Origin of the sequence: Acidiphilium sp. 20-67-58, assembly GCF_002255515.1 — a bacterium.
GTDB lineage: Bacteria > Pseudomonadota > Alphaproteobacteria > Acetobacterales > Acetobacteraceae > Acidiphilium.
In genome coordinates this window covers 30,944-56,458 of the sequence record NZ_NCAS01000021.1, presented here as the reverse complement: position 1 = coordinate 56,458, position 25,515 = coordinate 30,944, and the positions used below count along the sequence as shown (strand labels likewise).

26 protein-coding genes are annotated in these 25,515 nt (G+C 69.8%); 14 read left to right on the top strand and 12 right to left on the bottom strand.

Annotated features, from left to right (window positions below; genetic code table 11):
- Window positions 1-12 precede the first annotated feature (12 nt).
- The 5 genes from B7Z76_RS09930 to B7Z76_RS09910 all read left to right on the top strand — a co-directional run bounded on the left by B7Z76_RS09930 (window position 13) and on the right by B7Z76_RS09910 (window position 5,444).
- The gene (locus tag B7Z76_RS09930) at window positions 13-909 is read left to right on the top strand and encodes a glycosyltransferase family 9 protein (RefSeq protein WP_291343672.1); all 897 of its coding nucleotides are present in this window, start codon (window positions 13-15) and stop codon (window positions 907-909) included.
- Window positions 906-1,931: a glycosyltransferase gene (locus B7Z76_RS09925; RefSeq protein WP_291343671.1), complete on the top strand. Its 1,026-nt coding sequence runs from the start codon at window positions 906-908 to the stop codon at window positions 1,929-1,931. Before B7Z76_RS09930 ends, B7Z76_RS09925 begins: the two co-directional genes overlap by 4 nt.
- Window positions 1,931-3,676: an asparagine synthase (glutamine-hydrolyzing) gene (gene asnB, locus B7Z76_RS09920; protein ID WP_291343669.1), complete on the top strand. Its 1,746-nt coding sequence runs from the start codon at window positions 1,931-1,933 to the stop codon at window positions 3,674-3,676. The genes B7Z76_RS09925 and asnB overlap by 1 nt, the downstream gene beginning before the upstream one ends.
- Window positions 3,673-5,001, top strand: a complete 1,329-nt coding sequence (locus tag B7Z76_RS09915) for a dihydroorotase (RefSeq protein WP_174504033.1) — start codon at window positions 3,673-3,675, stop codon at window positions 4,999-5,001. The genes asnB and B7Z76_RS09915 overlap by 4 nt, the downstream gene beginning before the upstream one ends.
- 236 nt (window positions 5,002-5,237) lie before the next feature.
- Window positions 5,238-5,444 (top strand): cold-shock protein, encoded by a 207-nt coding sequence (locus tag B7Z76_RS09910; RefSeq protein ID WP_007422074.1) that lies wholly within the window; start codon window positions 5,238-5,240, stop codon window positions 5,442-5,444.
- Window positions 5,445-5,554: 110 nt separating this feature from the next.
- Here B7Z76_RS09910 and B7Z76_RS09905 read toward each other — a convergent pair whose 3' ends face one another.
- From B7Z76_RS09905 to B7Z76_RS09880, 6 genes are all read right to left on the bottom strand, one after another.
- Window positions 5,555-6,196: a GIN domain-containing protein gene (locus B7Z76_RS09905; protein ID WP_291343662.1), complete on the bottom strand. Its 642-nt coding sequence runs from the start codon at window positions 6,194-6,196 to the stop codon at window positions 5,555-5,557.
- Window positions 6,197-6,267: 71 nt separating this feature from the next.
- A complete protein-coding gene (locus tag B7Z76_RS09900) occupies window positions 6,268-7,503 on the bottom strand; it encodes a DNA polymerase IV (RefSeq protein ID WP_291343660.1) in 1,236 nt (411 codons plus the stop codon).
- Between the two features lie 51 nt (window positions 7,504-7,554).
- Window positions 7,555-8,481 (bottom strand): sterol desaturase family protein, encoded by a 927-nt coding sequence (locus tag B7Z76_RS09895; RefSeq protein WP_174504036.1) that lies wholly within the window; start codon window positions 8,479-8,481, stop codon window positions 7,555-7,557.
- A gap of 2 nt (window positions 8,482-8,483) precedes the next feature.
- On the bottom strand, window positions 8,484-9,485 hold the full coding sequence (locus B7Z76_RS09890; protein WP_291343659.1) for a YncE family protein: 1,002 nt from the start codon (window positions 9,483-9,485) through the stop codon (window positions 8,484-8,486).
- Window positions 9,482-10,801 (bottom strand): O-antigen ligase, encoded by a 1,320-nt coding sequence (locus tag B7Z76_RS09885; RefSeq protein WP_291343658.1) that lies wholly within the window; start codon window positions 10,799-10,801, stop codon window positions 9,482-9,484. The genes B7Z76_RS09890 and B7Z76_RS09885 overlap by 4 nt, the downstream gene beginning before the upstream one ends.
- Window positions 10,798-11,373 (bottom strand): class I SAM-dependent methyltransferase, encoded by a 576-nt coding sequence (locus tag B7Z76_RS09880; protein WP_174504039.1) that lies wholly within the window; start codon window positions 11,371-11,373, stop codon window positions 10,798-10,800. Before B7Z76_RS09880 ends, B7Z76_RS09885 begins: the two co-directional genes overlap by 4 nt.
- Window positions 11,374-11,413: 40 nt before the next feature.
- On the opposite strand from B7Z76_RS09880, the gene B7Z76_RS09875 reads away from it, so the two are divergent.
- Window positions 11,414-12,178 carry an alpha/beta fold hydrolase gene (locus B7Z76_RS09875; protein WP_291343655.1) on the top strand — a complete coding sequence of 255 codons (765 nt, stop codon included), beginning with the start codon at window positions 11,414-11,416 and terminating at the stop codon, window positions 12,176-12,178.
- Window positions 12,179-12,212: 34 nt separating this feature from the next.
- Here the strand turns inward: B7Z76_RS09875 and B7Z76_RS09870 are convergent, their stop codons facing one another.
- Both B7Z76_RS09870 and B7Z76_RS09865 read right to left on the bottom strand, forming a co-directional pair.
- The gene (locus B7Z76_RS09870; protein WP_174504041.1) at window positions 12,213-12,626 is read right to left on the bottom strand and encodes an EVE domain-containing protein; all 414 of its coding nucleotides are present in this window, start codon (window positions 12,624-12,626) and stop codon (window positions 12,213-12,215) included.
- Window positions 12,623-12,916, bottom strand: a complete 294-nt coding sequence (locus B7Z76_RS09865) for a YciI family protein (protein ID WP_174504042.1) — start codon at window positions 12,914-12,916, stop codon at window positions 12,623-12,625. Before B7Z76_RS09865 ends, B7Z76_RS09870 begins: the two co-directional genes overlap by 4 nt.
- A 139-nt stretch (window positions 12,917-13,055) precedes the next feature.
- Here B7Z76_RS09865 and B7Z76_RS09860 point away from each other — a divergent pair, with 139 nt between their 5' ends.
- Genes B7Z76_RS09860 through B7Z76_RS09825 form a run of 8 tightly spaced genes read left to right on the top strand, consistent with a single transcriptional unit; the run spans window position 13,056 to window position 18,575 of the window.
- Window positions 13,056-13,868, top strand: coding sequence for a heme ABC transporter permease (locus B7Z76_RS09860; RefSeq protein ID WP_174504043.1), 813 nt, complete (start codon window positions 13,056-13,058; stop codon window positions 13,866-13,868).
- A 4-nt stretch (window positions 13,869-13,872) separates the two neighbouring features.
- Complete coding sequence (gene ccmD, locus B7Z76_RS09855; RefSeq protein WP_174504044.1) at window positions 13,873-14,037, top strand: heme exporter protein CcmD; 165 nt, start codon at window positions 13,873-13,875, stop codon at window positions 14,035-14,037.
- Window positions 14,034-14,555, top strand: coding sequence for a cytochrome c maturation protein CcmE (ccmE, locus tag B7Z76_RS09850; RefSeq protein WP_174504045.1), 522 nt, complete (start codon window positions 14,034-14,036; stop codon window positions 14,553-14,555). Before ccmD ends, ccmE begins: the two co-directional genes overlap by 4 nt.
- Window positions 14,556-14,576: 21 nt before the next feature.
- Window positions 14,577-16,550, top strand: a complete 1,974-nt coding sequence (locus B7Z76_RS09845; RefSeq protein ID WP_174504046.1) for a heme lyase CcmF/NrfE family subunit — start codon at window positions 14,577-14,579, stop codon at window positions 16,548-16,550.
- A gap of 9 nt (window positions 16,551-16,559) precedes the next feature.
- Window positions 16,560-17,114, top strand: a complete 555-nt coding sequence (locus tag B7Z76_RS09840; protein ID WP_174504047.1) for a DsbE family thiol:disulfide interchange protein — start codon at window positions 16,560-16,562, stop codon at window positions 17,112-17,114.
- A complete protein-coding gene (locus B7Z76_RS09835) occupies window positions 17,111-17,614 on the top strand; it encodes a cytochrome c-type biogenesis protein (protein ID WP_291343650.1) in 504 nt (167 codons plus the stop codon). Before B7Z76_RS09840 ends, B7Z76_RS09835 begins: the two co-directional genes overlap by 4 nt.
- Entirely contained in the window at window positions 17,611-18,387 is a 777-nt protein-coding gene (ccmI, locus tag B7Z76_RS09830; RefSeq protein ID WP_291343648.1) for a c-type cytochrome biogenesis protein CcmI, read from the top strand. The genes B7Z76_RS09835 and ccmI overlap by 4 nt, the downstream gene beginning before the upstream one ends.
- Complete coding sequence (locus B7Z76_RS09825) at window positions 18,384-18,575, top strand: DUF1674 domain-containing protein (RefSeq protein ID WP_291343646.1); 192 nt, start codon at window positions 18,384-18,386, stop codon at window positions 18,573-18,575. The genes ccmI and B7Z76_RS09825 overlap by 4 nt, the downstream gene beginning before the upstream one ends.
- Window positions 18,576-18,584: 9 nt before the next feature.
- On the opposite strand, the gene B7Z76_RS09820 is transcribed toward B7Z76_RS09825, so the two are convergent.
- From B7Z76_RS09820 to hrpB, 4 genes are all read right to left on the bottom strand, one after another.
- A complete protein-coding gene (locus B7Z76_RS09820) occupies window positions 18,585-20,405 on the bottom strand; it encodes a chloride channel protein (protein ID WP_291343644.1) in 1,821 nt (606 codons plus the stop codon).
- Between the two features lie 76 nt (window positions 20,406-20,481).
- Entirely contained in the window at window positions 20,482-22,008 is a 1,527-nt protein-coding gene (locus tag B7Z76_RS09815; RefSeq protein WP_174504052.1) for an acetolactate synthase large subunit, read from the bottom strand.
- 33 nt (window positions 22,009-22,041) lie between these two features.
- On the bottom strand, window positions 22,042-22,914 hold the full coding sequence (locus B7Z76_RS09810; protein ID WP_291343642.1) for a hypothetical protein: 873 nt from the start codon (window positions 22,912-22,914) through the stop codon (window positions 22,042-22,044).
- A 151-nt stretch (window positions 22,915-23,065) separates the two neighbouring features.
- Complete coding sequence (gene hrpB / locus B7Z76_RS09805) at window positions 23,066-25,495, bottom strand: ATP-dependent helicase HrpB (protein WP_174504891.1); 2,430 nt, start codon at window positions 25,493-25,495, stop codon at window positions 23,066-23,068.
- Window positions 25,496-25,515 lie beyond the last annotated feature (20 nt).

Genomic DNA, 25,515 nt, shown 5'->3' with positions numbered 1-25,515 from the left:
AGCCTCGACAGCATGAGAATCCTTTTCATAACCTCATCGCGCATCGGCGACGCGGTGATCGCCTCGGGTGTGATGGAGCGCATCCGGCGCGATCATCCGGGCGCGAGGCTGACGGTGGCCTGCGGCGCCGCTGCCTCCGGCGTGTTCGCGCGGCTGCCCGGGCTGGAGCGGCTGATCATTTTCGAGAAGCAGCGGCAGGATCGTCACTGGCTCTCGCTCTGGAGCCGGCTGGTGCGCGATCGCTGGGCGGTGGTGGTGGATTTTCGCGGCTCGGCGCTGGCCTACACGCTGCGCGCCGGGCGGCGGATCGTGGTGCGTGGCGGCCGGCGGCCCGGCCGGCGCTACCGGCAGATCGGCGCCTCCAGCGGGTTCGATCCGGCGCCGCTGCCGGTGGTCTGGACCGCGGCGGAGGACCGCGCCGTTGCGGCCCGATTGCTGCCCGAGGGCGCGCCGGTGCTCGGCCTCGGCCCGACCGCGAACTGGGACGGCAAGATCTGGCCGGCCGAACGCTTCGTCGCCCTGGCACGCGCGCTGGACTATCGGCGAATCGCGGTCTTTGGCGGCCCGGGCGAGGCCGAGGCGGCGCGTGCGGCCGCCGTGCTCGCGGCGCTGCCCGGCGCGATCGACCTGGTCGGCCGGGTTTCGGTGGTGGAGGCCGCCGCTTGCCTCGCCCGCTGCGCCCTGTTCGTGGGCAATGATTCCGGGCTTATGCACCTCGCCGCGGCCGCCGGCACGCCGACGCTCGGCCTGTTCGGCCGCTCCCGCGCCTCGGAATATGCGCCCGCCGGCCGTTGCGCCGGCTTCGTCGCCGCGCCGGGCCCCGAGGGCGAGGCGCCGATGGAGGGATTGGGTGTGGATGCAGTGATCGCGGCGGCGCGCGACCTCGCGGCGCGGGCGGCGGCGGCATGAGGATCGCCCAGCTGATGGCCGGAGCCGCGAATGGCGGCGCCGAACTCTTTTTCGAGCGGATGACGCTGGCGCTGCACGAGGCCGGCGCGGCGGTGCTGCCGGTGATCCGCCCCGATCCGGCGCGGATGAACCTGCTGCGCGCGGCAGGGCTCGACCCGGTCGGGCTGCGCTATGGCGGGCCGCTCGATTGTCTCACCCGCCCGCGTGCGGGGGCGGCGCTGCGCGGCTTCGGCGCCGAGGTGGCGATGGCCTGGATGAGCCGCGCCGCCTTTCACGCGCCGCGCGGCGACTGGGCGCTGGTCGGCCGGCTCGGCGGCTACTATCCGCTGAAATATTTCCGCCGCTGCGATCATCTGGTCGGCAACACGCGCGATATCGTGCGCTGGATCGGCGCGCAGGGCTGGCCGCGCGAGCGCATCGCCTACCTGCCCAATTTCGTGGCCGATTTCGCCGCCGAGACGCCGGCCGCGCGCGAGGGGCTCGGCGTGCCGGCGGGGGCACCGCTGGTTCTTGCCCTCGGCCGGCTGCACGAGGTCAAGGGATTCGACGATCTGATCCGCGCGATCGAGCCGGTCCCCGGCGCGCATCTGGTGATCGCCGGCGAGGGGCCGGAACGCGCCGCGCTGGAGGGGCTGATCGCCGCGCGCGGGCTTGGCGGGCGGGTCCATCTCGCCGGCTGGCGGCGCGATGTCGGCGCGCTGCTGCGGGCGGCCGACCTGTTCGTCTCGTCCTCGCGCCACGAGCCGCTGGGCAACATGGTGCTGGAGGCGTTCTCCGCCGCGACGCCGGTGGTGGCGGTTGCCGCCGAGGGGCCGCGCGAAATCATCCGCGACGGGGTGGATGGTGTGCTGGTGCCGCTCGGCGACACGCAATCCCTGTCCGCCGCGATATCTGCCCAGCTCGCCGATCCGGCCCGCCGCGCCGATCTCGCCGCCGCCGGACGGGCGCGGTTCGAGGCGGAGTTCGCCGCCCCGGTCGTGATGGAAACCTGGCGTGGCTATCTCTCCGGAGTGCGGCGCTGATGTGCGGCATTGCGGGACTCGCGCTGAAGCCGGGGGCGCGGATCGCTCCGGAAACCCTCGCGGCACTTGCCCGCGCGCTGGCCCATCGCGGGCCGGATGGCGCGGGCACCCATGTCAGCGAGCGGGCGGCGCTGGTGCATACCCGCCTCGCCATCGTCGATCTCGCGACCGGCGACCAGCCGCTGTTCGGCGCCGGTGCCGCGCTGATCGGCAATGGCGAGATCTACAACAACCGCGAATTGCGCGCCGCCCTGCCGCAGATTCCCTTCCGCACCGGCAGCGATTGCGAGCCGCCGCTGCATCTCGCCCGCGCCGAGGCGGATTTCCTGCCGCTGCTGCGCGGGATGTATGCGCTCGCGATCGATGATTCCGAGCGCGGCGTGGTGATGCTGGCGCGCGATCCGTTCGGCATCAAGCCGCTCTATCGCTGCGCCGCCGAGCCGGGCACCGCCTTCGCCTCCGAGCCGCAGGCGCTGCTCGCGGCCGGGCTCGCGACGCGGCGGATCGACACCGCGCGCCTCGTCGAGCTGCTGCAACTGCAATTCACCACCGGCACCGCGACCGTTTTTTCCGGGATCGAGCGGGTGCCGCCCGGCGCGCTGCTCACCCTGCGCGATGGCGCCGAGGCGGAACTGCTTGGCCATAAGCCGATCGAGCCGGGCGAGGCGCCGCGCGACGAGGATGCGGCCCTCGTCGCGCTCGATGCCGTGCTGGCGCAATCGGTCGAGCTGCACCAGCGCAGCGACGTGCCGTATGGCATGTTCCTCTCGGGCGGGATCGACAGTGCCGCGATCCTCGCCCTGATGGCGCGGCTGAACGAGACGCCCGTGCTCGCCTTCACCGCCGGCTTCGACCGCGACACGGTGGCCGACGAGCGCGACGATGCCGAGGCGACCGCCCGCGCCGTCGGCGCCCGGCACGAGCGGATCGAGATCACCGAGGCGATGACCTGGCGGCACCTGCCCGCGATCGTCGCCGCGATGGACGATCCGGCCGCCGATTATGCGATCATCCCCACCTGGTTCCTCGCCCGCCATGCGCGCGGGAGCGTCAAGGTCGTGCTGTCCGGCGAGGGCGGGGACGAGATGTTCGCCGGCTACGGCCGCTACCGCGCGGCGGCGCGGCCCTGGCCCTTCGCCCGGCCGATGCGCGCCCGCGGCGCGTTCGACGGGCTCGACCTGCTGCGCGATCGCGGCGAGGGCTGGCGCGCCGGCCTGAAGCAGGCGCGGCAGGCGGCGGAGGGCAGCTTCCTCGCCCGCGCCCAGCGCGAGGATGTGGCGACCTGGCTGCCCGACGATCTGCTGCTCAAGCTCGACCGCTGCCTGATGGCGCATGGCGTGGAGGGCCGCACGCCCTTCCTCGACCGCGAGGTGGCGCGTTTCGCCTTCGCCCTGCCGGACCGGCTGCGGGCGCGCCGGGGGCTTGGCAAATATCTGCTGCGCAAATGGCTGGAGGCGAACCTGCCGGCGGCGCGTCCCTTCGCCCGCAAGCAGGGGTTCGATGTGCCGGTCGCCGCCTGGATCGCCGGGCAGGGCCAGCGCCTCGGCGAGCTGGTCGCGCGCGCGCCGGTCATTGCCGAGGTTGCGGATCCGGCGCGGGTGCGCGACCTGTTCGGCCGCGCGGCCGACCGCCGGGCCGGCGTGGCATGCTGGCGGCTGCTGTTCCTCGCCTTGTGGCATCATCGTCACGGGCTGGGCGGCGCCGTCGATGGCGATGTGTTCGAAATACTGGGAGAACGGGCATGACCGAGCGCTACGACCTGATCATCGAGAACGGCACCCTGATCCTGCCCTGGGGCGAGGCGACGGGGCGGATCGGCGTGCGGGATGGCCGGATCGCCACCCTCGCCGCGACCGGGGATGCGGCCGAGACGATCGATGCGCGCGGCCTGCACGTGCTACCGGGGCTGATCGACCCGCATGTGCATTTCCGCGATTCCGGGAGCGGCGAGCTGCCGGCGGTCGAGACGATGGAAACCGGCACGCGCGGCGCCGTGCTCGGCGGCATCACCGCGATCTTCGACATGCCGAACACCGGCACACCGGCCACCGGACAGGCGGCGCTGGCGGCGAAACGGGACTCGCTCGCCGGGCGGGCGTGGTGCGATGTCGGCCTCTATGTCGGCGCGACGAAGGACAATATCGGCGACCTCGCCGCCCTTGAGGCCGAGCCGGGCATCTGCGCGATCAAGGTGTTCGCCGGTTCCTCGACCGGCAACCTGCTGGTCGAGGACGATGCCTCGATCGAGCGCGTGATGCGCGCCGGACGGCGGCGGATCGCCTTCCACTCCGAGGATGAATTCCGCCTGCAGGCGCGGCGCGGCGAATTTTCCACCGGCATGGCCTATGCCAACCACGCGGTCTGGCGCGATCCGGAATGCGCGGCGCTGGGGACGCGGCGGATCATGGCGCTGGCCCGCCGCACCTTCCGCCCGGCGCATATCCTGCATGTCTCGACCGAGGAGGAATTCGCCTATCTGCGCGATTTCCGCGACATCGCCAGCGTCGAGGTGCTGGTCAATCACCTGACCCAGATGGCGCCCGACGCCTATGACCGGCTCGGCGCCTATGCGGTGATGAACCCGCCGATCCGCGATCGGCGCCATGTCGAGGCGGCGTGGCGCGCGGTGGCGGATGGGCTGGTGGACACGATCGGGTCCGATCACGCGCCGCATCCGCGTGCCGCGAAGGAGCGCCCCTGGCCCGAAACCGCGGCCGGGCTGACCGGGGTGCAGACGCTGGTGCCGGTGATGCTCGACCAGGTGGCGCAGGGACGGCTGACGCTCACCCGGCTGGTCGATCTGATGGCGGCGGGGCCGGCGCGGATCTATGGCGCGGTCGGCAAGGGGCGGATCGCCGCGGGCTATGACGCCGATTTCACCCTGGTCGACCTGCGCCGCCAGCAGCGCATCGAGGCGGGCTGGCTCGCCAGCCCTTGCGGCTGGTCGCCGTTCGAGGGCGAGCGCGTCACCGGCTGGCCGGTGATGACGATCATCCGCGGTCAGGTAGCGATGCGCGACGGCGCGGTGACGGGGTCGCCCGCGGGGCGGATCGTCGCCTTCCGCTCCTGACCCGCACGGCCCGGGTCAGCGGATGCTGGCCGTCGCGATATCAAGGGGTTGGTTTCTGGCGTCGGGTGTCCAAATCCATGCTGGCCCTCGGGTCGAAAAACCTGTATAAAGAGATCACGGCGCTTTTCGGTTCTGGTTGCTGCGTGCGTTTCGGCGTTACCGCCTTCGACACCTCCCCAAGTTGAAGAGTTAGCTGGCCCGCATATCGCGGGCTGCCGTTTGTTTGGAGAGTCGCGATGTCGACAGGTACTGTTAAGTGGTTCAACGCAACCAAGGGCTATGGCTTCATCCAGCCGGATGACGGGTCGAAGGACGTGTTCGTGCATATTTCCGCCGTCGAGCGTGCCGGCCTTGGCCGGATCGACGAGGGTCAGCGCCTTGAGTTCGAAGTCCGCAAGGGCCGCGAAGGCAAGATGTCCGCCGAGAACCTGAAGGCGGCCTGAACCCGCCTGTCTCGGAAAAGGCGCCGTGCGAACGGCGCCTTTTTTGTTGCCCGTGTTTCTCCTAGAGCACTTTCCGATCCTTTCGGATCGGATGATGCTCTGGCCGTCTCTCAGCGCTGGGTGATGACCCCGTAGGCCAGCGACTTGAAGGTATGCACCTTCGGGTGGCCGAGAACCACGACCCGCCCTTCGCCATACATCGTCACATCGGCGTTCTTGCTGGCATAGACGACCAGGTTGGCCTGGCCCCGCGCCGCGATGCGCGCCCCGGCGGCGTGCAGCAGGCTTGCATCGATCGAGGCGACCCCGCGCGATACCATGCTGAACCGCCCGACCTGCCCCGACAGGGTGGCGGCCGCAGCGCCATCGTTGGTGAAGTCGAACCGGCGTCCCGAAAGCCCCTGCAGATCCGCGCGGACGAACCCTTTCGTGGTCAGCCCGGCCAGCGAGGGCGCGGTGATCGTCACCCGCACGGTCTCCTTCTGCGGCAGGTCCAGCGCGGCCGGACGGTCGATCACCAGCACGCCGCGCTGCACGCTCACGGCGAGGTTTTCGACCAGATAGGGATCGCCCGTCAGCCGCACCGATTGCGTGGCGCCGGCGGTGAAGTCGAGCCGGAACCGGCCGTGCAGGGCGATCGCGTCGAACCGGCCGACATGTTCGACGATCGTCCGCGGTGCCGCGATGGCGCTCCCGGCGGTGGCGATCGACAGCGCCGCGATGCAGGCGGCCGGAACCCTCAATCTCCTCATCAGCGATCCTCCTGTGGCCAGCCTATCGGCTTCGCACAGAAGCGGGCAAGCGCCGCGTGCGCCTGTCGTGCCTATCCGCCGCGGCGGATGATGCCGGTGCCGAATTTCGCCCGCAACCGCTCGACGGCGTCCTCGCGGGCGGCGCGGCGCGGCGTTTCCCGGTCGACCAGATCGCCGCGATCGGCCTCCGCGGCGGCGGCGAGCCGGGCCGCGCCGATCCCGATCAGCCGGTAGCGCGGTCCGGCGGCACGCATCAGCACCGGCTTCGCCGCCTCGAAGATCGTCTCGGCCAGCTGCGTGGGGGCGGTCAGCCGCACCGCATGGGTATGCGTCTCGAACCGGGCGGTCTTAAGCTTGAGCACGAGCCCGGCAGCGGCGAAGCCTTCGGCGCGCAGCCGCCGGGCAAGTTTCTCGCAGAGCGGAAACAGGGCGCGGGCGAGGGCGGCCGCATCGTCGATATCCGCGGCGAAGGTCGTCTCCGCACTGATCGATTTCGTTGCCCGCGCGGGGTCGATCGGCCGGGGATCGATGCCGCGGGCGCGCGCGGTCAGCATCGGCCCGTCCTCGCCGAGCCGGGTGCGGGCTGCGCGGTCATCCAGGGCGGCGAGCTGGCCGACGCGGGTGATCCCCATGCCAGCCAGTTTCCGCGCCAGCGCCGGGCCCACGCCGGGCAGAATGCCGACCGGCTCCGGCGCCAGCACCGCGGCGGCCTCCGCACCCAGCACGGCGAAGCCGCGCGGCTTGTCCCGCTCGGCGGCGAGTTTCGCCAGCAGCCGGTTCGGCGCCAGGCCGATCGACACCGTCACGCCGATCTCCGCCTCGACCTGCCGGGCGAAGCGGCTGAGAACGACGGCAGGCGGCGCCTTGTGCAATGCCGCCGTGCCGGAGAGATCGAGCGCCGCCTCGTCGATCGAGAGTGGCTGCACCAGCGGCGTCAGCGTGGACATCAGCGCGCGGATCTCGGCTGCCGCCGACGCGTATTTCCGCATCTCCGGCGCGATCACCACCGCGTCCGGGCAGAGTTTCCTCGCCTTGAACATCGGCATCGCCGAGCGCACGCCCGAGAGGCGGGCGATGTAGCAGCAGGCCGCCACCACGCCGCGCGCCCCGCCGCCGACGATCACCGGCCGGTCGGCGAGCTCCGGCCGGTCGCGCTTCTCCACGCTCGCATAGAAGGCGTCGCAGTCGATATGGGCGATGGCGAGGGTCGCGATCTCGTCATGCGCGACGAGGCGCCGCCCCTCGCAATGCGGGCAGGCGCCGGCGGCCTCGGAAATCGTATCGCAGTCGCGGCACAGGATCGGCATGGCCAGCGCAGGAAACGCCTTATCGGCGCCGGGCGGAAGCGAAAAATCGCGTCAGATCGAGCGGACCATATGCACGAGCCCGGACCATTGCTGGGCGACCCATCCGCCGCTCGCCATCGCCTCGGGCGCTTCGGGGTCGCCGGTCGGCGCGAAATCCTTCGAGAAATCGGCGGTGCCGAACAGCATGTCCCAGAACGGGAACACCGCGCCGTAATTGATCGAGCGTTCGCCGGCGGCGAGAATGCCGTGATGCGCGCGGTGAAACCGCGGCGAGACCAGCAGCCGCTCGCCAATCCGGCCGAAGGAGAGGCGGATATTGGCGTGGCTGAAACTCTCGACGAATCGCAGGATCAGCACCAGCAGCGGGAATTGCAGCGGCGGAATCCCGACCAGCAGCCCCACCGCCATGAACCAGAGGAAGCCGATCACCTCGTCGAGCACATGGTTGCGGTCGTCGGACCAGAAGGTCATCTGCCGCTGGGCGTGATGCACCGCGTGCAGCGCATACCAGAGGCGGAAGCGATGCGAGAGACGGTGCCGCCAGTAATCGGCGAAGTCGAGGATCAGCGCATAGACCGCGAAGGTGATCACCGGATGGCCGAACAGCGGCGGGAAGATCGTCTCCAGCATCGGCGGCACATAGCCGTGATCGGCGAGAAACCCATCCAGCCGCACCTGCGCCGCGTAGAACAGCACGAAGGTCATCACCGGCAGCACGCCGACGCGGGCGAGAAACGTGTAGAACACGTCGACCAGCACCGCCCGCCGGCTGTCCCACCGCTCGATCGGCATCGCCCGCTCCAGCGGCACGCAGACCGCATAGGCCAGCAGCATCTGCGTCACGCCATAGATCGCGACCAGAGTCCAGCCGAAGGAGAGTTCGCTCCACTGCATCAGCCCGAACCGGTAGAGCAGCGGCAGCACCGCCACCTGCTCCACCCAGCCGGCAAGATCGTTGAACGGATGGGCCGGCAGCATGCTCAGGCCAGGCGCATCGCCGTGCGGGCGGCGGTGTCGGTCAGCAGGGTCGAGAGATAAATCCCGTGCGGCGAGCGGCCGACCGTGATGTGGTCAACAGCACCGCTCGCCGGCTCCAGCACGGCGACGCGGGAGGCGAAGCGCAGCGCGATCCACAGCCGCCCGTCCGGTGCGAAACAGAGATCGTCCGGCCCGCCCGGCATCGGAATCCGCCGCTTGAAGCCGAGGCTCTTCGCGTCCAGCACGGTGAGCGAACCGGCGACGCGGTTGGTGACGTAGAACTCGCTGCGGTCCGGCGTGAGGAAGATGTTGTGCGCGCCCTTGTCGGTCAGCACGGTGCGCATCACCCGGCCAGTCGCCGGATCGACCACGGCGACATGATCGCTGCCCATGATGGCAACCAGGACCACGCCGTCATGCCACATCACCCCGGCGGGCGTCTTGCCGACCGGCGCCGTCCAGCGGACGCGCATGGTGGCGAGGTCGATCGCGACCAGCGTGCCGGAATCCTGCATCGAGACGAAGACGGTGCGCGAATCCGGCGTGTAGCTGAGATGGCTCGGCATCGAGCCGGCGCGGAAGCGGTGGGCGAGGGTCAGCGTGTCGGCATGGTAGATGTCGACATGGTTGAGCCGCAGGCAGTTCACGGTGAGGAAGTTGCCATCCGGGCTGAACCAGAGCTGGTAGGGATCGGGGATCAGCTTGTGGCCGCGTTCGCGCCCGGTGGCGGGGTCGAAGAAGAACACCGCATTGCCCGCGGCATCGGCGATCATCAGCGTCTTGCGGTCCGGCGTCAGCGTCCAGTGGCCGGGCTCGCGCAGCGTCGGCTCGGTATGGATCACCTTGCGCGTTGTCATGTCGATGATCGAAACGCGCGAGCCGCCCGAATCGAGCACGATGCAGATCGGCGGCGTCGGGCCGGCGGCGTGGGCGAGGGAGGGTGCCAGGCCGAGAAACGCCGGCGCGGCCAGCAGCGCGCGGCGGGAAAGCGGGAGCATGGTCATGCCGGGGACGATCCTTCGTCGGGATTGATGAACACCGCCCGCGCCCATGTGAAGAACGTCAGGCTGGTCGTTGCGATCAAAGTATTATCCGTCAGAGATTGCACTGCGAAGGCGAGAAATACAAGGCGGATCAGCCGTCGCTGCCCCACCGGCAGCGCAGCGCTGCCCCGAAACAGCCACAGGCCGAGCAGGCCGAACAGCAGCAGCGCGCCGGGCACGCCGCCCTCGCAGGCGATGCGCAGATATTCGTCATGCGCCGCGTTGGTGCCAAGGAACCGGCCGATCGACGAATGCAGCGGCACGATCACCTTGCCCGCGCCCACCCCCCAGCCGAGCCAGGGCGAGCGCGCCAGCGCCGCCTCGAAATAGGGCCAGATCAGGTTGCGGTTGGACAGGCTGCCGGCATCGCCGAGATGAACGAGGTCGATCACGCGGACGAAATGCAGCGCCGGCCCGGCGAGAAGCACGCCGCCGAACGCAGCACCGCCGATCGCCAGCAGGCTGAGCCGGGCCCGCATGCCGAATTCCGGCGCGTCCACCGCGAGCAAGGTGGCGAGCGTGGCGCTGCTGGCGAGTGCGAGCGGCGCGCGCGCACCGCTGGCCAGCAGGATCAGGAAATTCGCGCCGATCCAGCCCCATTCCCGCCGTCGGCCGCTGCCGGCGAAGGCGACCAGCCCGGCATAGATGGCGATCATCGCGAAGCCGCCGAGAAAGGCCGGCGAACTCGATGCCTGCAGCCGGATCGCACCGAGCTGAACGCCGTAAAGTGCGCGCACCCCCGCCGCGTGGAGCAGCAGGCCGAACCCCACCGTCACCGCCGGGCCGATGATGGTGCTGCGGATGATCGCCGCGCGCATCCGCGCCTCCGTCCGCATGAAGCCGGCGGCGAACGGCGCCGCCGAGCCGACCAGCGACCGCAGCGCGGCGAGCGGCGTCAGCCCCGGCCACATTCCGTGCATGAAGCCGCCGATGAACATGAACACGAAGGCGTAGCCGGGATTGTAGCGGTCGAACCTGCTCCCGCGGCGCAGGGCGGCCAGCCCGATGATCGCCAGCCCCGCGACCTTGAGCAGGGCGATGATCGTCTCGTGATGGCCGATCATGTCGGAAAGCCACATCTCCGGCGTGGTCGCGACCAGGAGCAGCCAGGCGGCCATCGCCCCCTCCGGCCAGGCGAGTGCCGCCCCACCGGCAAGGCCGAGCGCCAGAAGGCCCAGCAAGGGCTCGATTCCCTGCGGCACGAGGAGCAAAAGCGCTGCCGCAAGACCGGCCGCCACGGCGAGCGCCGCCCCTCCGCGCGCGATGCCGCCAGTCACGGCACGGCGAGGATCGTGTAGTGCTCGTCCGGTCCGGCTTCGGCGGCGGCCGCGGAAAACCCGGCGGCGGCTAGGAGTGCCTGAGCCTCCGCCGGCGCCATCCGCCGCGCCATCGGCGCGCCGACCGCGCCGGGCCCGGCAGGGTCGTATTCGGCGATGAACAGCGCGCCGGAGGGTTTCATTGCGGCGCGGATCGCGCGCAGCGCCGTGTCCCTCTCGTGCATGTGATGCAGCGCATCGGTCAGCATGACCCGGTCCGGCGCCACGTGCAGCGCTGCCAGCGTCTCGGCCCGGCCCACCATCGTCTCCAGGGCAAGGCCGCGCCGCACCGCCTCGGCCGCGGCATGAGCGAGGGACGCGGAATCCGGGTCCATCGCCAGCACGCGCGCGCCGAGAGCGGCATACTCGAGGGCGAGGGCGCCGGTGCCCGCGCCGATATCGAGCACGGTCATGCCGGCGGCAAGCCCTGCCCGTGCCGCCCAGATTGCGGCGAGATGCCGCTTCTCCGCCTGCCGCGCCACCAGCCGTTCGAGCCGAGCCGCATCCGCCCCGGGTTGATTTTCCGCCTGCATCGGCCAACCCTAGCCGAAGCCAAGGGATCGACAAACCGAAATGATTCTCCACGCCTCAACGACGGGCAGCGGCCCGGACGTCATTCTCCTGCACGGGCTGTTCGGCGCCGGGCGCAATCTCGGCGTCATCGCCCGCGGGCTCGCGGCGCGGTTCCGCGTCACCACGCTCGATGCCCGCAACCATGGCGACAGTCCGCACGATGCTGACATGCGCTACCCCGTCATGGCGGAGGATGTGGCCGAGACGATGGAGTCGCTGGGCATCGCCGCGGCCGGCTTCGTCGGGCATTCGATGGGCGGCAAGATCGTGATGATGCTGGCGCTCACCCATCCTGCCCGCGTCACCCGCCTCGCCGTGCTCGACATCGCGCCGGTCGCCTATGGCCACGAGCATCTGGGTTATGTCCGGGCGATGCGCGGACTGGCACTGCATCCCGGCCTGACCCGGCAGGAGGCCGACGCCGTGCTCGCCGCCAGCGTGCCGACCCCGGCCTTGCGGGGGTTCCTGCTGCACAATCTCGTGTTTGGCGCCGCACCGCGCTGGCGCCTCGGCCTTGAGGAGATCGCCGGCGCGATGAACGATCTGGTCGGCTGGGCCGATCCGGCGCCGGGTGCGCGCTACGACGGCCCGGCGCTGGTCGTCGCGGGGGCGACATCGTCCTATGTCCCGCCGACGGCGCATGGGGCGATCCGCGCCCGCTTCCCGCAGGCGCGGATCGAGACGATCGCCGATGCCGGCCACTGGCTCCACGCCGAGAAGCCGCGGGAGGTGCTCGCGGCGCTCGAGCCTTTCCTGCGCGGCTAGAGCATCATCCGATCCGAAAGGATCGGAAACTACTCTACAGCCGCAACCCGCCCATGGCGCAGAGATACGCCCAGTGTTCCGGGCTGACCGGGCCGACCGACAGGCGCGAGAGGCGGACCAGTGCGAGATCGGCCAGCGCCGGATCGGCCTTGATCGCGGCGAGGCCGACCGGATGCGGCATCGGGGCGACGGCCTTCACATCGACCGCCACCCAGTCGCCGGATTCGGCGGTCGGGTCCGGATAGGCTTCCCGCACCACCTCCACCACGCCGACGATCTCGCGACCGATATTGGAGTGATAGAAGAAGGCGCGGTCGCCCACGCGCATCGCCTTCAGGTTGTTCCTGGCGGCGTGGTTGCGCACGCCGGTCCAGGGTTCGACGCCGTTGGCCACCTGCTGGTCCCAGGAAAACGCGTCCGGCTCGGACTTGACCAGCCAGTAGTTCACGGCGTCAGCGTGCCGTCGCGCAGCACGGTGCGGAAGCCCTGGATCTCGACCGCGCCGAACAGCCCGGCCTTGCTGTAGGGGTCGTTGGCGACCAGCGTTTCCGCCGCCGCGCGGTCCGCCACCTCGTAGACGATCATCGAGCCGCAGGGATTGCCGTCGGCATCCAGCATCGGGCCGCCATAGAGGATGCTCGACTTGATGCTGTCGAGATAGGCGAGGTGATCGGGGCGGACCTGCTTGCGCAGGGCGAGGCTGTCTTTGCGATCATGGGCGACGAGGACGAACTGCATTGCGATGGCTCCTTGCGGGCGGTTTCACTGACGCCAGCATAATGGCTGATCGTGCTGCGCCAAGATGTGATCGGCAGGGGCGGCTCCGCGTCCGGGTGGGGGCTGTCAAAAACAAGAATTCGTATTAGACAATCTGTTGATGGACCGTTCACCCGCCACGGATTACGCGGCCGACGCGCAGGCCGCCATGATCGCCGCCCCGACATCGAAATCAGGTGCCTGGCTGCACCGTTTCGCCAATCCGGGGCGTTTCCAGCGCCTGGTCCAGCCGCTGATCCCCTGGATCGGCTGGTCGGCGCTGATCGTCTGCACCGTCGGGCTGGTCTGGGGGTTCGCCTTCGCCCCGGCGGACTGGCAGCAGGGCATCGCCTCGCGCATCATGTATGTCCACGTTCCCGCGGCCTGGGTGGCGATGAACGGCTATGCGGCGCTGGCCATCTGCTCGCTGCTCTCGATCGTCTGGCGGCATCCGCTGGCCGATATCGCGGCGAAGGAGATGGGGCCGGTCGGCGCCGGCTTTACCGGGCTCTGCCTGATTACCGGATCGCTCTGGGGCGAGCCGGAATGGGGCACCTACTGGGTGTGGGATGCGCGGCTGACCTCGGTGCTGATCCTGTTCTTTCTCTATCTCGGCCACATGGCGCTGATCCGCGCGTTCGACAATCCGCAGCACGGATATCGCGCCGCCGCGATCCTCGGCCTTGTCGGCGCGATCAACCTGCCCATCATCGTGTTCAGCGTGTACTGGTGGAATTCGCTCCACCAGGGCAACTCGATCACTCTCACAGGCCCATCCAAGATCTACGTCACGATGCTGTATCCGCTGCTGATTTCCACCTTGGGCTTCTATCTCGCCTTCATTGCCATGTCCCTCGCACGCATTTCGAGCGGTATCATGGAAAACCGCGCGCGGGCGCTGCTGCTCGCACGCGCGGAGCGCTCGGGGAACTGATACGATGGTGAAGAACACCCTGCCTTACGTGGTCGGCAGCTATGGCGCCGCCCTTGCGATCATCGGCATTCTCTCCCTGACCACGTTCTTCCGCTACCGCGCGGCAAGGCGCAGGCTGGCTGCGGTGGAGCCGCGCGGGCGTGGCGAGTCGGGGAGTGCCGCGTCATGATGAGCCGCAAGAAACGCCGTCTCTGGATCGTGGTCGCCTGCGGTCTCGGTCTGTCCACCGCGGTGGCGCTGATGCTGGTCGCCTTCCGCTCCAGCCTCTCGTTCTTCATGTCGCCGCAGCAGGTCGCCGCGCGCCATCCGCCGGCCGGGCAGGTATTCCGCCTCGGCGGCATCGTGCAGGCGAACACCGTGGTGATGGGCACCCGCAACGGCGCGCCCTATACCACGTTCCGCATCACCGATGGCAGCGCCTCGATCCCGGTGGTCTATACCGGCGTGCTGCCCGGACTGTTCCGCCAGGGGCAGGGCGTGGTCACGATCGGCGCGATGAGCGAGGGCGATCGTGAATTCCTCGCCTCCACCGTGCTCGCCAAGCACGGTGCCGATTACATGCCCCGCGATGTCGAGATGGCGCTGCGCAAGGCCGGCAAGTGGAACCCGAAATTCGGCCCGCCGCCCGATGCCGGCGCCTGGGACGACAAGTCGCCCGCCCAGATCGAGGCGTCCAGCAATGGCTGAGCCGACCGCAGGAGCCGCACAATGATCCCCACCCTCGGCAATTTCGCGCTTGCGCTGGCTCTGGCCATCGCCGTTGCGCAATCTGTGGTCGGCATCGCCGGGCCAATGCTGCGCGACCGGCAGATCCTTCGTGCCGCACCCGCGCTGGCGATCGGCCAGTTCGTCATGCTGGGCCTGTCCTTCCTCGCGCTGGTCTGGGCCGGCGTGGTGTCGGACTTCACGGTACGCAATGTCGCGGAATATTCATCATCGACGACGCCGCTCTTCTACCGGATCACCGGTACCTGGGGAAACCATGACGGGTCGATCCTGCTCTGGTGCCTGATCCTCTCGCTGTGTGGCGCGACCGTCGGCATTTTCGGCAACAGCATACCCACCAGCCTGCGCTCGCGCGTGCTCGGTGTGCTCGGCCTCGTGTCCGGCGGGTTCATGGCTTTCGTTATCGCCGTCTCCAACCCGTTCGCGCGGATCTGGCCGCCGCCGCTGCATGGCGCGGGCGTCAACCCGATCCTGCAGGATCCCGGCCTCGCCGTGCATCCGCCGATTCTCTACACCGGCTATGTCGGCTTCTCGATTGCCTTCGCCTTCGCCGTTGCCGCCCTGATCGAAGGGCGGGTCGATGCCGCCTGGGGGCGCTGGGTGCGGCCCTGGGCGCTTGTCTCCTGGCTGTTCCTGACCTGCGGCATCTGCTTCGGCTCGCTCTGGTCGTATTACACGCTGGGCTGGGGCGGGTTCTGGTTCTGGGATCCGGTCGAGAACGTTGCCTTGCTGCCCTGGCTGACCGGCACGGCGCTGATCCATTCCGCCATCGTGGTGGAGAAGCGCGAGGCGCTGAAGACCTGGTCGGTGCTGCTCGCCATCGCCACCTTCTCGCTCAGCCTGTGCGGCACCTTCCTCGTCCGCTCGGGCCTGCTCAACTCGGTGCACGCGTTTTCCGCCTCGCCGGATCAGGGGCTGTTCATCCTCGTGCTGCTCGCGCTGACCATCGGCGGCTCGCTGCTGCTGTTTGCCTTCCGCGCGCCGGTTCTGGCGGCGAGCGGGGTTTTCGCGCCGGTCTCGCGCGAGGGCGCGCTGATCCTGAACAACATATTCCTCTGCATCATCGCCGCCGTCGTCTTCACCGGCACGATGTATCCGCCTTTTCTCGCGCTGCTGTTCAACCGGCAGATCTCGGTGGGCGCGCCGTTCTACGACCAGGCCGTCCTGCCGCTCACCGCGCCGCTGATCCTGGCGATGGCGGTCGGGCCGATGCTGTCGTGGAAGCGCGCGGCGCTGCTGCCGGCGCTGACCAAGCTGTGGTTCGTGGCGGTTCTCGCACTCGTCGTCTTCGGCGCCTTCATCCTGCGCGGGCATTTCGTCGCGGCGCTCGGGCTCGCTGGCGCGGTCTGGGTGGTGATGGGCGCGCTGGTCGATCTCGCGGAGCGGGTCCGCCTGTTCCGGATTCCGCTTGGCCAGTCCTTCATGCGGCTGTTCACCATCCCGCGGGCCGCCATCGGCGCCTCGCTCGGGCATCTCGGCTTCGGGATCGCCGTGCTCGGCATCGCCGGCATGTCGTTGCAGACGCATACGATCCGCGTGCTCAACCCCGGCCAGTCGATCGATCTTGGCGGCTACAACTGGAAGCTGATCGCGATCAAGCCGGCAACCGGGCCGAACTACAGCGCCCGCGACGCGACGATCGAGGTGTCGCGCAACGGGCATCTGGTCCAGATCCTGCACCCCGAGACGCGGTATTTCACCGACCAGAAGGTCAAGACGGTGGCCGCTGCGATCCGCAGCAACGGCGTTCGCAATCTCTTCGCCACCTTCGCCGGTGACAACAACAGCGGCGGCGGCGAATTCCGCTTCAACATCCATCCGCTCGCGCCGGAAATCTGGCTCGGCGGCCTCATCATGGCGCTTGGCGGCGCGATCTCGCTGACCGACCGGCGGTTCCGCGTCGGTGCGCCGGTGCGAAGCCGGCTGCGTCGGCCTTCCGGCTCGGCCACGGTCTGATCCCGACCGATGAGCCTGTCGCGCCGCATGATGTTCGGACTGCCGCTGCTCGTCGTGGGCGTGGGCGGGGTCGGCTTCTATGAACTGCTCCGCCGGATGCAGACCGGCAGCTACAACCCGCAGGCCTTCGACAACCCGCTGGTCGGGCACGACGTGCCGGATTTCACCCTGACCGGGGTGGATGGCAAGGAGGGGTTCGACAAGAAGCTGCTCGCCGCGCAGACGCGCCCGGTTCTGGTGAATTTCTTCGCCTCCTGGTGCGTTCCCTGCGCCGGCGAGGCTCCCTATCTCGACCGGCTGGCGAAATCCGGCGTCGACATCTGGGGGATCGCCTATCAGGACAAGCCCGAGGCCATCGGCCTCTACCTTGCGAAATACGGCAACCCCTATGCCCGCCTCGCGGCCGATCCCTCGGGGCGGACGGCGATCAACTGGGGCGTCTATGGCGTGCCGGAGAGTTTCCTGATCGCCCCGGGCGGAAAGGTGGTGTGGCATGTCGCGGCGCCGCTGGTGCCCGAGGTGATCGACGATCAGCTCCGCCCCGCGCTGCGGAGGCTGGCATGAGGCGCTGGCTCGTCCTGCTCGTCGCCGGACTGGCTCTTGCCTGCGGCACGGCGATGGCATCTCCCGCCGCGCCGGCGCCGGCGCCATCGGCGGGCGGCGATCACCCGACCAGCATCACCCGCGACGGCGTGAAGCTCACCTTCGCCCAGGAGGAACGCGCCGAGGCGATCGGCAACAAGCTGCGCTGCCTGGTCTGCCAGAACGAAACAGTCGAGAATTCGCGGGCCGGGCTGGCCAAGCAGTTCCGCACCATCATCCGCCACCGCGTCGCCGCGGGGGACAGCAATCGCCAGATCATCGCGTTCATGGTCAAGCGTTACGGCATCTATGTGCTGCTCAAGCCGCCGTTCCGCCCGGAAACCTGGCTGCTCTGGCTCTCGCCGGGCATTGCCGCGATCATCGGGCTTGCGGTGCTGCTGGTCGCGCGCCGCCGCCGGCGGGCAACCCCCCCGCCATTATCGCCGGAAGAAACTGACCGGCTGAAGGAACTCCTGTCTTGATCTGGCTCTGGATGGCGGTGCTGGCCGCCGTGGCGATCGCGCCGCTCCTGGTCGTGTGGCTGCGCCAGGGCACGATCCGTTACCGGCGGGAGACCGCCATGGCCCTGCATCGCTCCCAGCTCGAGGAAATCGACCGGGATCGTGAGGAAGGCCGTCTGCCGGAGGAGGAATACAAGGCGGCGCGGCTCGAAGTGCAGCGCCGGCTCCTCGCCGCCGACCAGATTCCCGAGCCGGAAGCCAACCGCGCCGCGCGCGGTGTGTTGATCGCGACCTTCGTCGCCATACCGGTCGCGGCGGTGGCGCTGTTCATCCCCTCGGGGCTGCCTCTCGTGCCCTCGGAGCCGCATGCCAGCGTGATCCGCCAGCGCGATCAAGCCGCGAAGCGGGACAATGCGCTGATCGAGCAACTCAGGCAGAAACTCGCCAGCCTGCCGCCCGGCAGTCCGGAGGCGCGGCAGGGATATCTGCTGCTCGGCCAGGCGCTGGTGAGCCAGAACAAGCTTGCTCCCGCGGTGCAGGCCTGGAAAATGGCGCTCGCCATGAAGTTCGATCCCACCCTCGCCGCCGAGACGGCCGAGGCGGAGAGCGAGGCCGTGGGCCATGTCACGCCGGATGCCGCGGCGCTGTTCCGCAAGGCCATGGCCGCAGCACCGGCCACGGCGCCCTGGCGGCCGCTTGCCGAGCAGCGGCTGCGCGAGGCGGCGGTGCTGGAATCGAATGGTGGCAAGTCCCCCTTGCCGGGTAACGCGGAAGGGGCCAAATCCGGCTCATGACCGATCAGACCGAAAGCACCCAGGCCGAACCTGCCGGCACCACCACCGCGACCGCGAGCGACGCTCCGGCGGCAACCCCGGATACCGCTGCGGCAAAGCCCTGGCCGAAGGAAATCGGCGGCCCGAAAGGCCCCGAACCGACCCGTTATGGCGATTGGGAACGCAACGGCCGCTGCTCCGATTTCTGAGCGCGGCGCCTATTCGCCCGAAAGCTCCCGCCGCCGCTGATCCAGCTCCTCGCTGTAGCGGCGGAGGGCATATTGTTCGGTGAGGACGCCGAGCACCTGACGGCTCTCTTCGCCGTCGATCACCGCCAGAACATCGCATTCCGCCTTCTCGAAGGCCCGGATCGCTTCCTTCACCGTCGCCTGCGGCGTGAGAAAATCGTCACGATGGCGAACGAGGGGCTGGATCGACTCCTCGGCCGCGGCATCCGGCGCGTGCACCTCCGAGGGATAGGCAAGCCCGGCATAGCGCTGGTTCTCGTCGAGCACGACGACATACTGCGTCCGGCCGAGCGGGAACTCGGCCTTGAACTCAACGATTTCGCTGGTCTCCTGGGTGACGTACTGGTTGCGGCGCATCATCCGCCCGACCGTCAGATTGTGGATCCAGCCAATATCGACAGCGCTGCGGATCGTCTCGCCGCGCAGATGGAAGCGCCAGGTGGTGAACGAATAGCCGAAAAAGCGGCGAACCGTGAGCGATGCGGCGATCGCGGCCATCAGGACGGCGATGGTGATGCTGAAATTGTTGGTGCTCTCGAGGGTGAGGAAGGTCATCGTCATGGTGCCGCTGACGATCGCGGTGGCCAGCGCCGCCATGCCGACCACGGCATAGAAGCCGATCGGCACGCCATGCGCCACGGGCAGCAACACCGCGACATCGCCATAGGCGCGGCCGAGCAGCGATCCCATGAACAGCGCGGCGAAGAACAGGCCGCCGCGGAAGCCGGTCGCGATGGAGAAGGCCGAGGCGGTCGATTTCATCACCAGCAGCGCCACCGCGAGCATGAACGGATAGATCACGGCGAGCTGGGTGTGCAGCGATGAATTGCCCGAGGCCATCACCTTGGGCGTGATGCTGCCCAGCAGCCCGACAACGACGCCGCCGATCATCGGCCGAAGCCAGACCGGCACGCCGGTGCGCCGGAACACCGCTTCCAGCGAGGTCACCGTCCGCATGATCGCGATGCCGACAAACCCCGCGATGATGCCGAGCAGCACCGCGAGCGGGTAGGCATAGCCCGGCGTATGGGTCGGCAGCACGACATCGAGCGGCCGCACGCCGCCATCCATCAGCAGTTCCGTGGTCAGCGTGCCGGAGAGCGAGGCGATGACGACCATGGTCAGGGTCGGCAGGGAATAGGTGCCGATGACGAGTTCGATTCCATAGAACGCGCCGCAGAGCGGGGCGTTGAACGCGCCGCCGATCGCCGCCCCGGCGCCGCAGCCCACCAGCACGCGCAGGTCGTTGCGCCGCAGCCGCAGATGCTGGCCGATCCATGAGGCGATGCCGCCGCCGAACTGCGCATAGCCGGCTTCCTGGCCCACCGAGCCGCCGACGCCGTTGGAAAACGAGGTCTGCATCGCCACGATGAAGGAATCGCGCAGCGACATCTTGCCGCCGTAAAGCGCATTCGCCTCGACCGGGTCGACGATGTTGGTGATGCGATACTTGCCGAGAATCCAAGCGACCGACCCCAGTGCCGCGCCGCCCAGGATCGGCACGAAGATCGCGCGCATCGGGTCGATATGCGTCTGCTGCGAGAGGCCCTCGCCGAGCTTCGGCAGGGCGAAGAACCAGAAATGGAAGTGGTGGCTCAGGAAATCCATCAGGAAGACGCAGAACCCCGAGAAAACGCCGACCACGACGGCAATCGCCGCGAGCCAGATCTCGTCGGTCCGCACCAGGGCCCGGACATGCATCGGCGCATCGACGGTGATCGCGGCCAGTCGTCGTCGTGCCGCCGCCCACCAGCGGGAATTTGACCGACCTTGAACCGTGGAACTCGCCATGCTGCGTCCTGTGTAGTCGTCTTGTGTCAGGACGGACCGCCCGCCCGGCGGTCAGATGCCGCCGGTTATGAACGCCTCAGGTCAGCAGTTCGATCAGGAACGGTCCCTTGCGCTCGAAGCTCGCCGCCATCAGCGCATTGAGCTTTTCCATGCTGTCCGCCTGCGCCGCGGCAACCCCCATGCCCTCGGCAAGGCGCACGAAGTCGATATCCGGATGGCCGAGATCGAGCATGTCCATCGCGGTCCGCCCGGGATTGGCGCCGACATTGGCGTATTCGTGCAGCAGGATCGCGTATTTCCGGTTGGCCAGGATCACCACGGTCACGTCGAGATTGCAGCGCGCCATCGTCCACAGCGCGGTGATGCTGTACATCGCCGAGCCGTCCGCCTGGATCGCGAGCACCCGCCGGCCGGAGCCGATCGCAGCACCCACCGCGCCCGGCAGGCCGCCGCCGATCGCTCCGCCCGGCACCTGCAGCCACAGATGCGGGGCGGCGCCATGGGTAAAGCGGGAGAAGCCGCGGCCGAAGGAAATCCCCTCATCGACCACGATACTGTCATCCGGCAGCAGGGCGGCGAGCGAGGTCGCCACCGTCTCCGGCGCGATCGCCTCGGTCGCCGGTGCGGGGCGCGGCGTGACCGCGATGTCCGGCGTGCCGGCGCCGACGCGCTCGGCCAGTGCCTGCAACGCCGCAGCACCATCCTGGCCGATATCCGCCAGCGTATGCACCGTGCAGTCATCCGGCCAGAGCCGGCCCTTCTTGCCCGGATAGGCGAAGAACCCGACCGGCGGCTTCGCCTCGACCAGGATCAGGTGGCGGATGCCCTCCAGCGAGTGCACCGCGGCGTCGATCTGGTAGGGGATGCGCTCGATCGGCGGCCGCCCCTGGCCGCGCTCCATCCGCGCGTTGAACATCTCGGCCAGCATCTTCGCGCCGGTCGTCTGCGCGATGGCGGTGACGATCCGCAGCGTGGCGTCGGTCAGCGTCCGCCCGCCGAGCAGCATCAGCGCCGTCTCGCCCGAGCGCAGCACGTCGGCGGCGGCATCGATGGCGGCGGTCTCGGCGGAGGGGCGCGGCGGAACCGGCTGCGGCGTCCCGACCACACCGCCCTCGGTCCAGGCCGTATCCGCCGGCAGGATCAGCGTCGCGATCGTGCCGGTGCGTGCGGCGGCCACCGCGTCGGCGGCGTCCCGCCCGACCGCCTCGGCGGTCATCGCCGTCCGCACCCAGCCGGAGACCGGCCGCGCCCAGCCTTCGGTATCGGCGGTCAGCGGTGCGTCCAGCGGGCGGTGATAGGTCGCCTGGTCGCCCACGATGTTGACGATGCCCGAGCGGCCGCGCCGGGCGTTGTGCAGGTTGGCGAGCGCGTTGGCGAGGCCGGGGCCGCAATGCAGCAGCGTCGCCGCCGGCCGCCCCTTGGTGCGCCAGTACATGTCGGCGGCGCCGGACACCACCGTCTCATCGAGGCAGAGAACGCAGTTGATCCCGGGAATCCGGTCCAGCGCCGCGACGAAATGCATCTCGCTGGTGCCGGGGTTGGCAAAAACCGTATCGATGCCGCACGCAATCAGCGTATGCACAAGACTTTCCGCGCCGTTCATGAAATTCCCGGTCCTTCCCCGTCGGTTGATTGATTATCGGTCACGGAAACTGCCTGTTCCGGACGCGCCCGGCAAGGGGGGCGCGTGATGCGCGGGCAGGGGGGCGCTGGCCATCCGGCGGAGCCAGAAATGTGGCATGCCGCCGACAAACCGACGCCGCAGCGAGGCCAGCCGCGCCGCGCTCAGCCCCACGGTCGCAGCTGCGAAAAAATTCGGATCGCGGGTGAAGACCATGTAGGCGATCGTCTCGTTCACGATCAGGTCGCGATCGGCGGGATCGTAGCCGGAGGCGACCAGAAACCCGCGAAAGGCCGCCTGCTCCCGCGCGGTCATGGCGGTATCGTAGAAATGGTGGACATAGGCGCGATAGGCCGGAAGGGTGAAATAGGCGCCATGCGCCAGTTCGTGGCGGAGAATGACCGCGCGGGTCTGCCAGCCGACGCGCCGGCTTCCCGCCGCCTGGGGAATCGAAATCACCGCGCCGTTGGCCCCCGGCCGGAGAAAGCCCTCCTCCCGCGCGATCTGCTCCAGCCGGCGTTCCTGCTTCGTCAGCGTCACGCGCTCGGCCCCGGCAAGGCGGTAGAAGCGGCGCAAGGCCGCAGCCGGATAGTCGTTACCGTAATAATACGTCGCCACCGACAGGTTCGCCGCCGCCAGCGCCCGGTGGAAGGCCGCCTCGTCCAGCACCCTGTCCCGCGGCGTCGCGGCCTTCTCGATCAGTGCTGCGATACGGTCGAACATCAGCCCCTGCGCTTCGAGGTCCGGGCAGTCGATCACGACGATCAGCGGATCGTCGCGGAAGCGGAACACGGTGAAGCGGTGGCCGACATGGTTGAAGATCGCGGCCTCGCTGGCGAGCGGGAAGGCGGGACGCCGCGCCGGCGCCGCCGCTCGCGCGCACGTCATGGCGGCAAGCAGAATCCCGATCGCCAGCTTCAGCCCAGATCGCCGCACCCGGCAAAAGCGCATGACCGATGCCCCGAGAGGTGAGATTGAAATCCTAACCGCCGTTCCGGCGCCGCGCCAGCCGCCTCTCCTGTTCCTCGGCGGCAGGTGCCTATCGCCGCCCGCGCGGCCTTGCCGGTGCGCGCCACGGCTCTTCCGGCCACTCATGCTTGGGGTAACGGCCGCGCATGTCCTTGCGCGCATCCGCCCAGCCGCGCCGCCAGAAATCGGCGAGATCCCCGGTCACCGCGATCGGCCGCCCGGCCGGCGAGAGCAGCGCGATCTGCAATTTCACCGCTCCGCCGGCGAGGCGCGGCGTCGCGTCGCTGCCGTAGAAGGCCTGCGCCCGCGCCGCCGCCACCGGCACCGGGACGGTATAGTCGATCGGCACTTCACCTCCCGGCGCCTCGATCCGCGGCGGCAGGGCCGAATCCAGCGCGCGGACGCGCTCATGGCCGAGATGGTCATGCAGGATGGCGAGCAGGTCGAGCGCCGCCGCCTCCTTCAGCCGGCTCATCCCGGCGAGATAGGGAAACAGCCAGGTCTCGAAATCCGCCCGCAACGCCTCGTCGGACAGGTCGGGCCAGCCCTCCGGCTCGATCTCCCGCATCAGCGCCACGCGGGCCTGCAACTGCCGCACCCCGTCGCTCCAGCCGAGCAGGCCCGGCTTCTCGCGAATTGCCGCGCGCAATGCCGCCTCGATCTCCGCGGGCGATGCCGGCGTGCTGCGCTCGGCGAGCACCAGCGCGCCGAAGCGTCGTCGCTCCCGCGCCATCACCGTGCCGCCGGTGCCATCGAGCCCGATCTCCCGCGTGGTGACGATGCGGGCGGCGAGTCGCTCCTCGATCGTCTCGACGCTGATCGGTGCCGCGAGCCCGATCTTCGGCGCGCCCCGCCCACCCAGCGCGGCGACGGCGAGCATCTGCGCGCGCGCCAGCGGGTCGGCCGGATCGAGTTTGGCGCCGCCCCCCTCGCTGAGCCGGAAACTGCCCGGCTCGCCGCGGCGCACGCCGATCCGGTCGGGAAAGCCGGCGGCGATCAGCATGGCGGGATCGCCGCCCGCTTGCGTATCCCGCCGCAGGCCGAGCCGCGCGCGATAGGTGCCCGCCGCCTGGCGGATCCGCGCGATCGCCCCGCGATCGCCGCCGCCGCGCCCGGCGATCGCGTCGAGCCGGAGCGCGATATCGGCGCTGCCCGCCTCGCGCAGCGGGTCGCGCTCCTCGAGCAGGGCCGCGAGGTCGGCGGCCAGCGCCGCCTCCGCCGCGCCATCGGCAGCCAGCATCATCGCCGCAAGGCGCGGGGCGGCGCCGAGTTCGGCCATCCGCCGCCCGACCGCGCTGATCCGCCCTGTGGCATCGAGCGCGCCGAGATCGGTGAGCAGGGTGCGCGCCTGCGCCAGCGCGCCGGGCGGCGGCGGCTCGGGAAAGGGCAGCGCCGCCGCGTCCGCACCCCAGGCGACGCAGGCCAGCACCAGCCCGGAAAGCTCGGCGGCGGCGATTTCCGGCGGGTCGAATTCCGGCAGGCCGCGATGCAGCGCCTCGGTCCATAGCCGGATCGCGACCCCCGGCGCCTCGCGCCCGGCGCGCCCGGCGCGCTGGGTGGACGCCGCCCGGCTGATCCGCCGCGTGACGAGGCGGGTGAGCGCCCGGCCGGTATCGAATTCCGGCGCCCTGCGGAACCCGCCATCCACCACCACGCGCACCCCCGGCACGGTGAGCGACGTTTCCGCGATGCTGGTCGCGAGAATGACGCGCCGCTGGCTCGAAGGGGCCAGCACCCGTGCCTGTTCCGCCGGCGGCAGGTCGCCATAGAGCGGCAGGATCGCGGCCGGCGCGCCCTCCAGCGCCGCGGCGGCGCGGCGGATTTCGCCAACACCGGGCAGGAAGGCGAGAATGTCGCCCCGATGCGCTGCCAGCGCGCCGCGCACCGCGCGGGCCAGTGCCGCCGGCAGATCCCGCGCATCGGCAAGGTCGCGCGCGGCGAATTCGGTCGTCACCGGATAGACCCGTCCCGCGCTCTCGATCACCGGCGCGTCCAGCAGCGCGGTCAGGGTCGCGATGTCGGCGGTGGCGGACATTGCAAGGATCCGCAGCTCCGGCCGCAGACCACGCTGCAGGTCGAGCGTGAGGGCGAGGGCGAGATCGGCTTCGAGGCTGCGCTCGTGAATCTCGTCGAAAATCACGCAACCGATGCCATCGAGCCCGGGATCGGTCAGCAGCCGGCGGGTCAGCAGCCCCTCGGTGATCACCTCGATCCGCGTCGTCGGGCCGGTCACGGACTCAAGCCGCGTGCGATAGCCGACCGTGCCGCCCGGCGCCTCGCCGATCAGCTGCGCGATCCGTTCCGCCGCGGCGCGGGCGGCGAGCCGCCTTGGTTCGAGCATCACGATCTTTTGTCCGCCCAGCCAGTCCGCCGCCAGCAGCGCCTGCGGCACCAGGCTGGTCTTGCCCGCGCCGGGCGGGGCGACGAGGATTGCATTGGCCGATCGCGCGAGGCTCGCGCGGAGATCGGGCAGGATGGCGGCAACCGGCAGTTCGTCCATGAGGCGGGCGGTTAGCACCG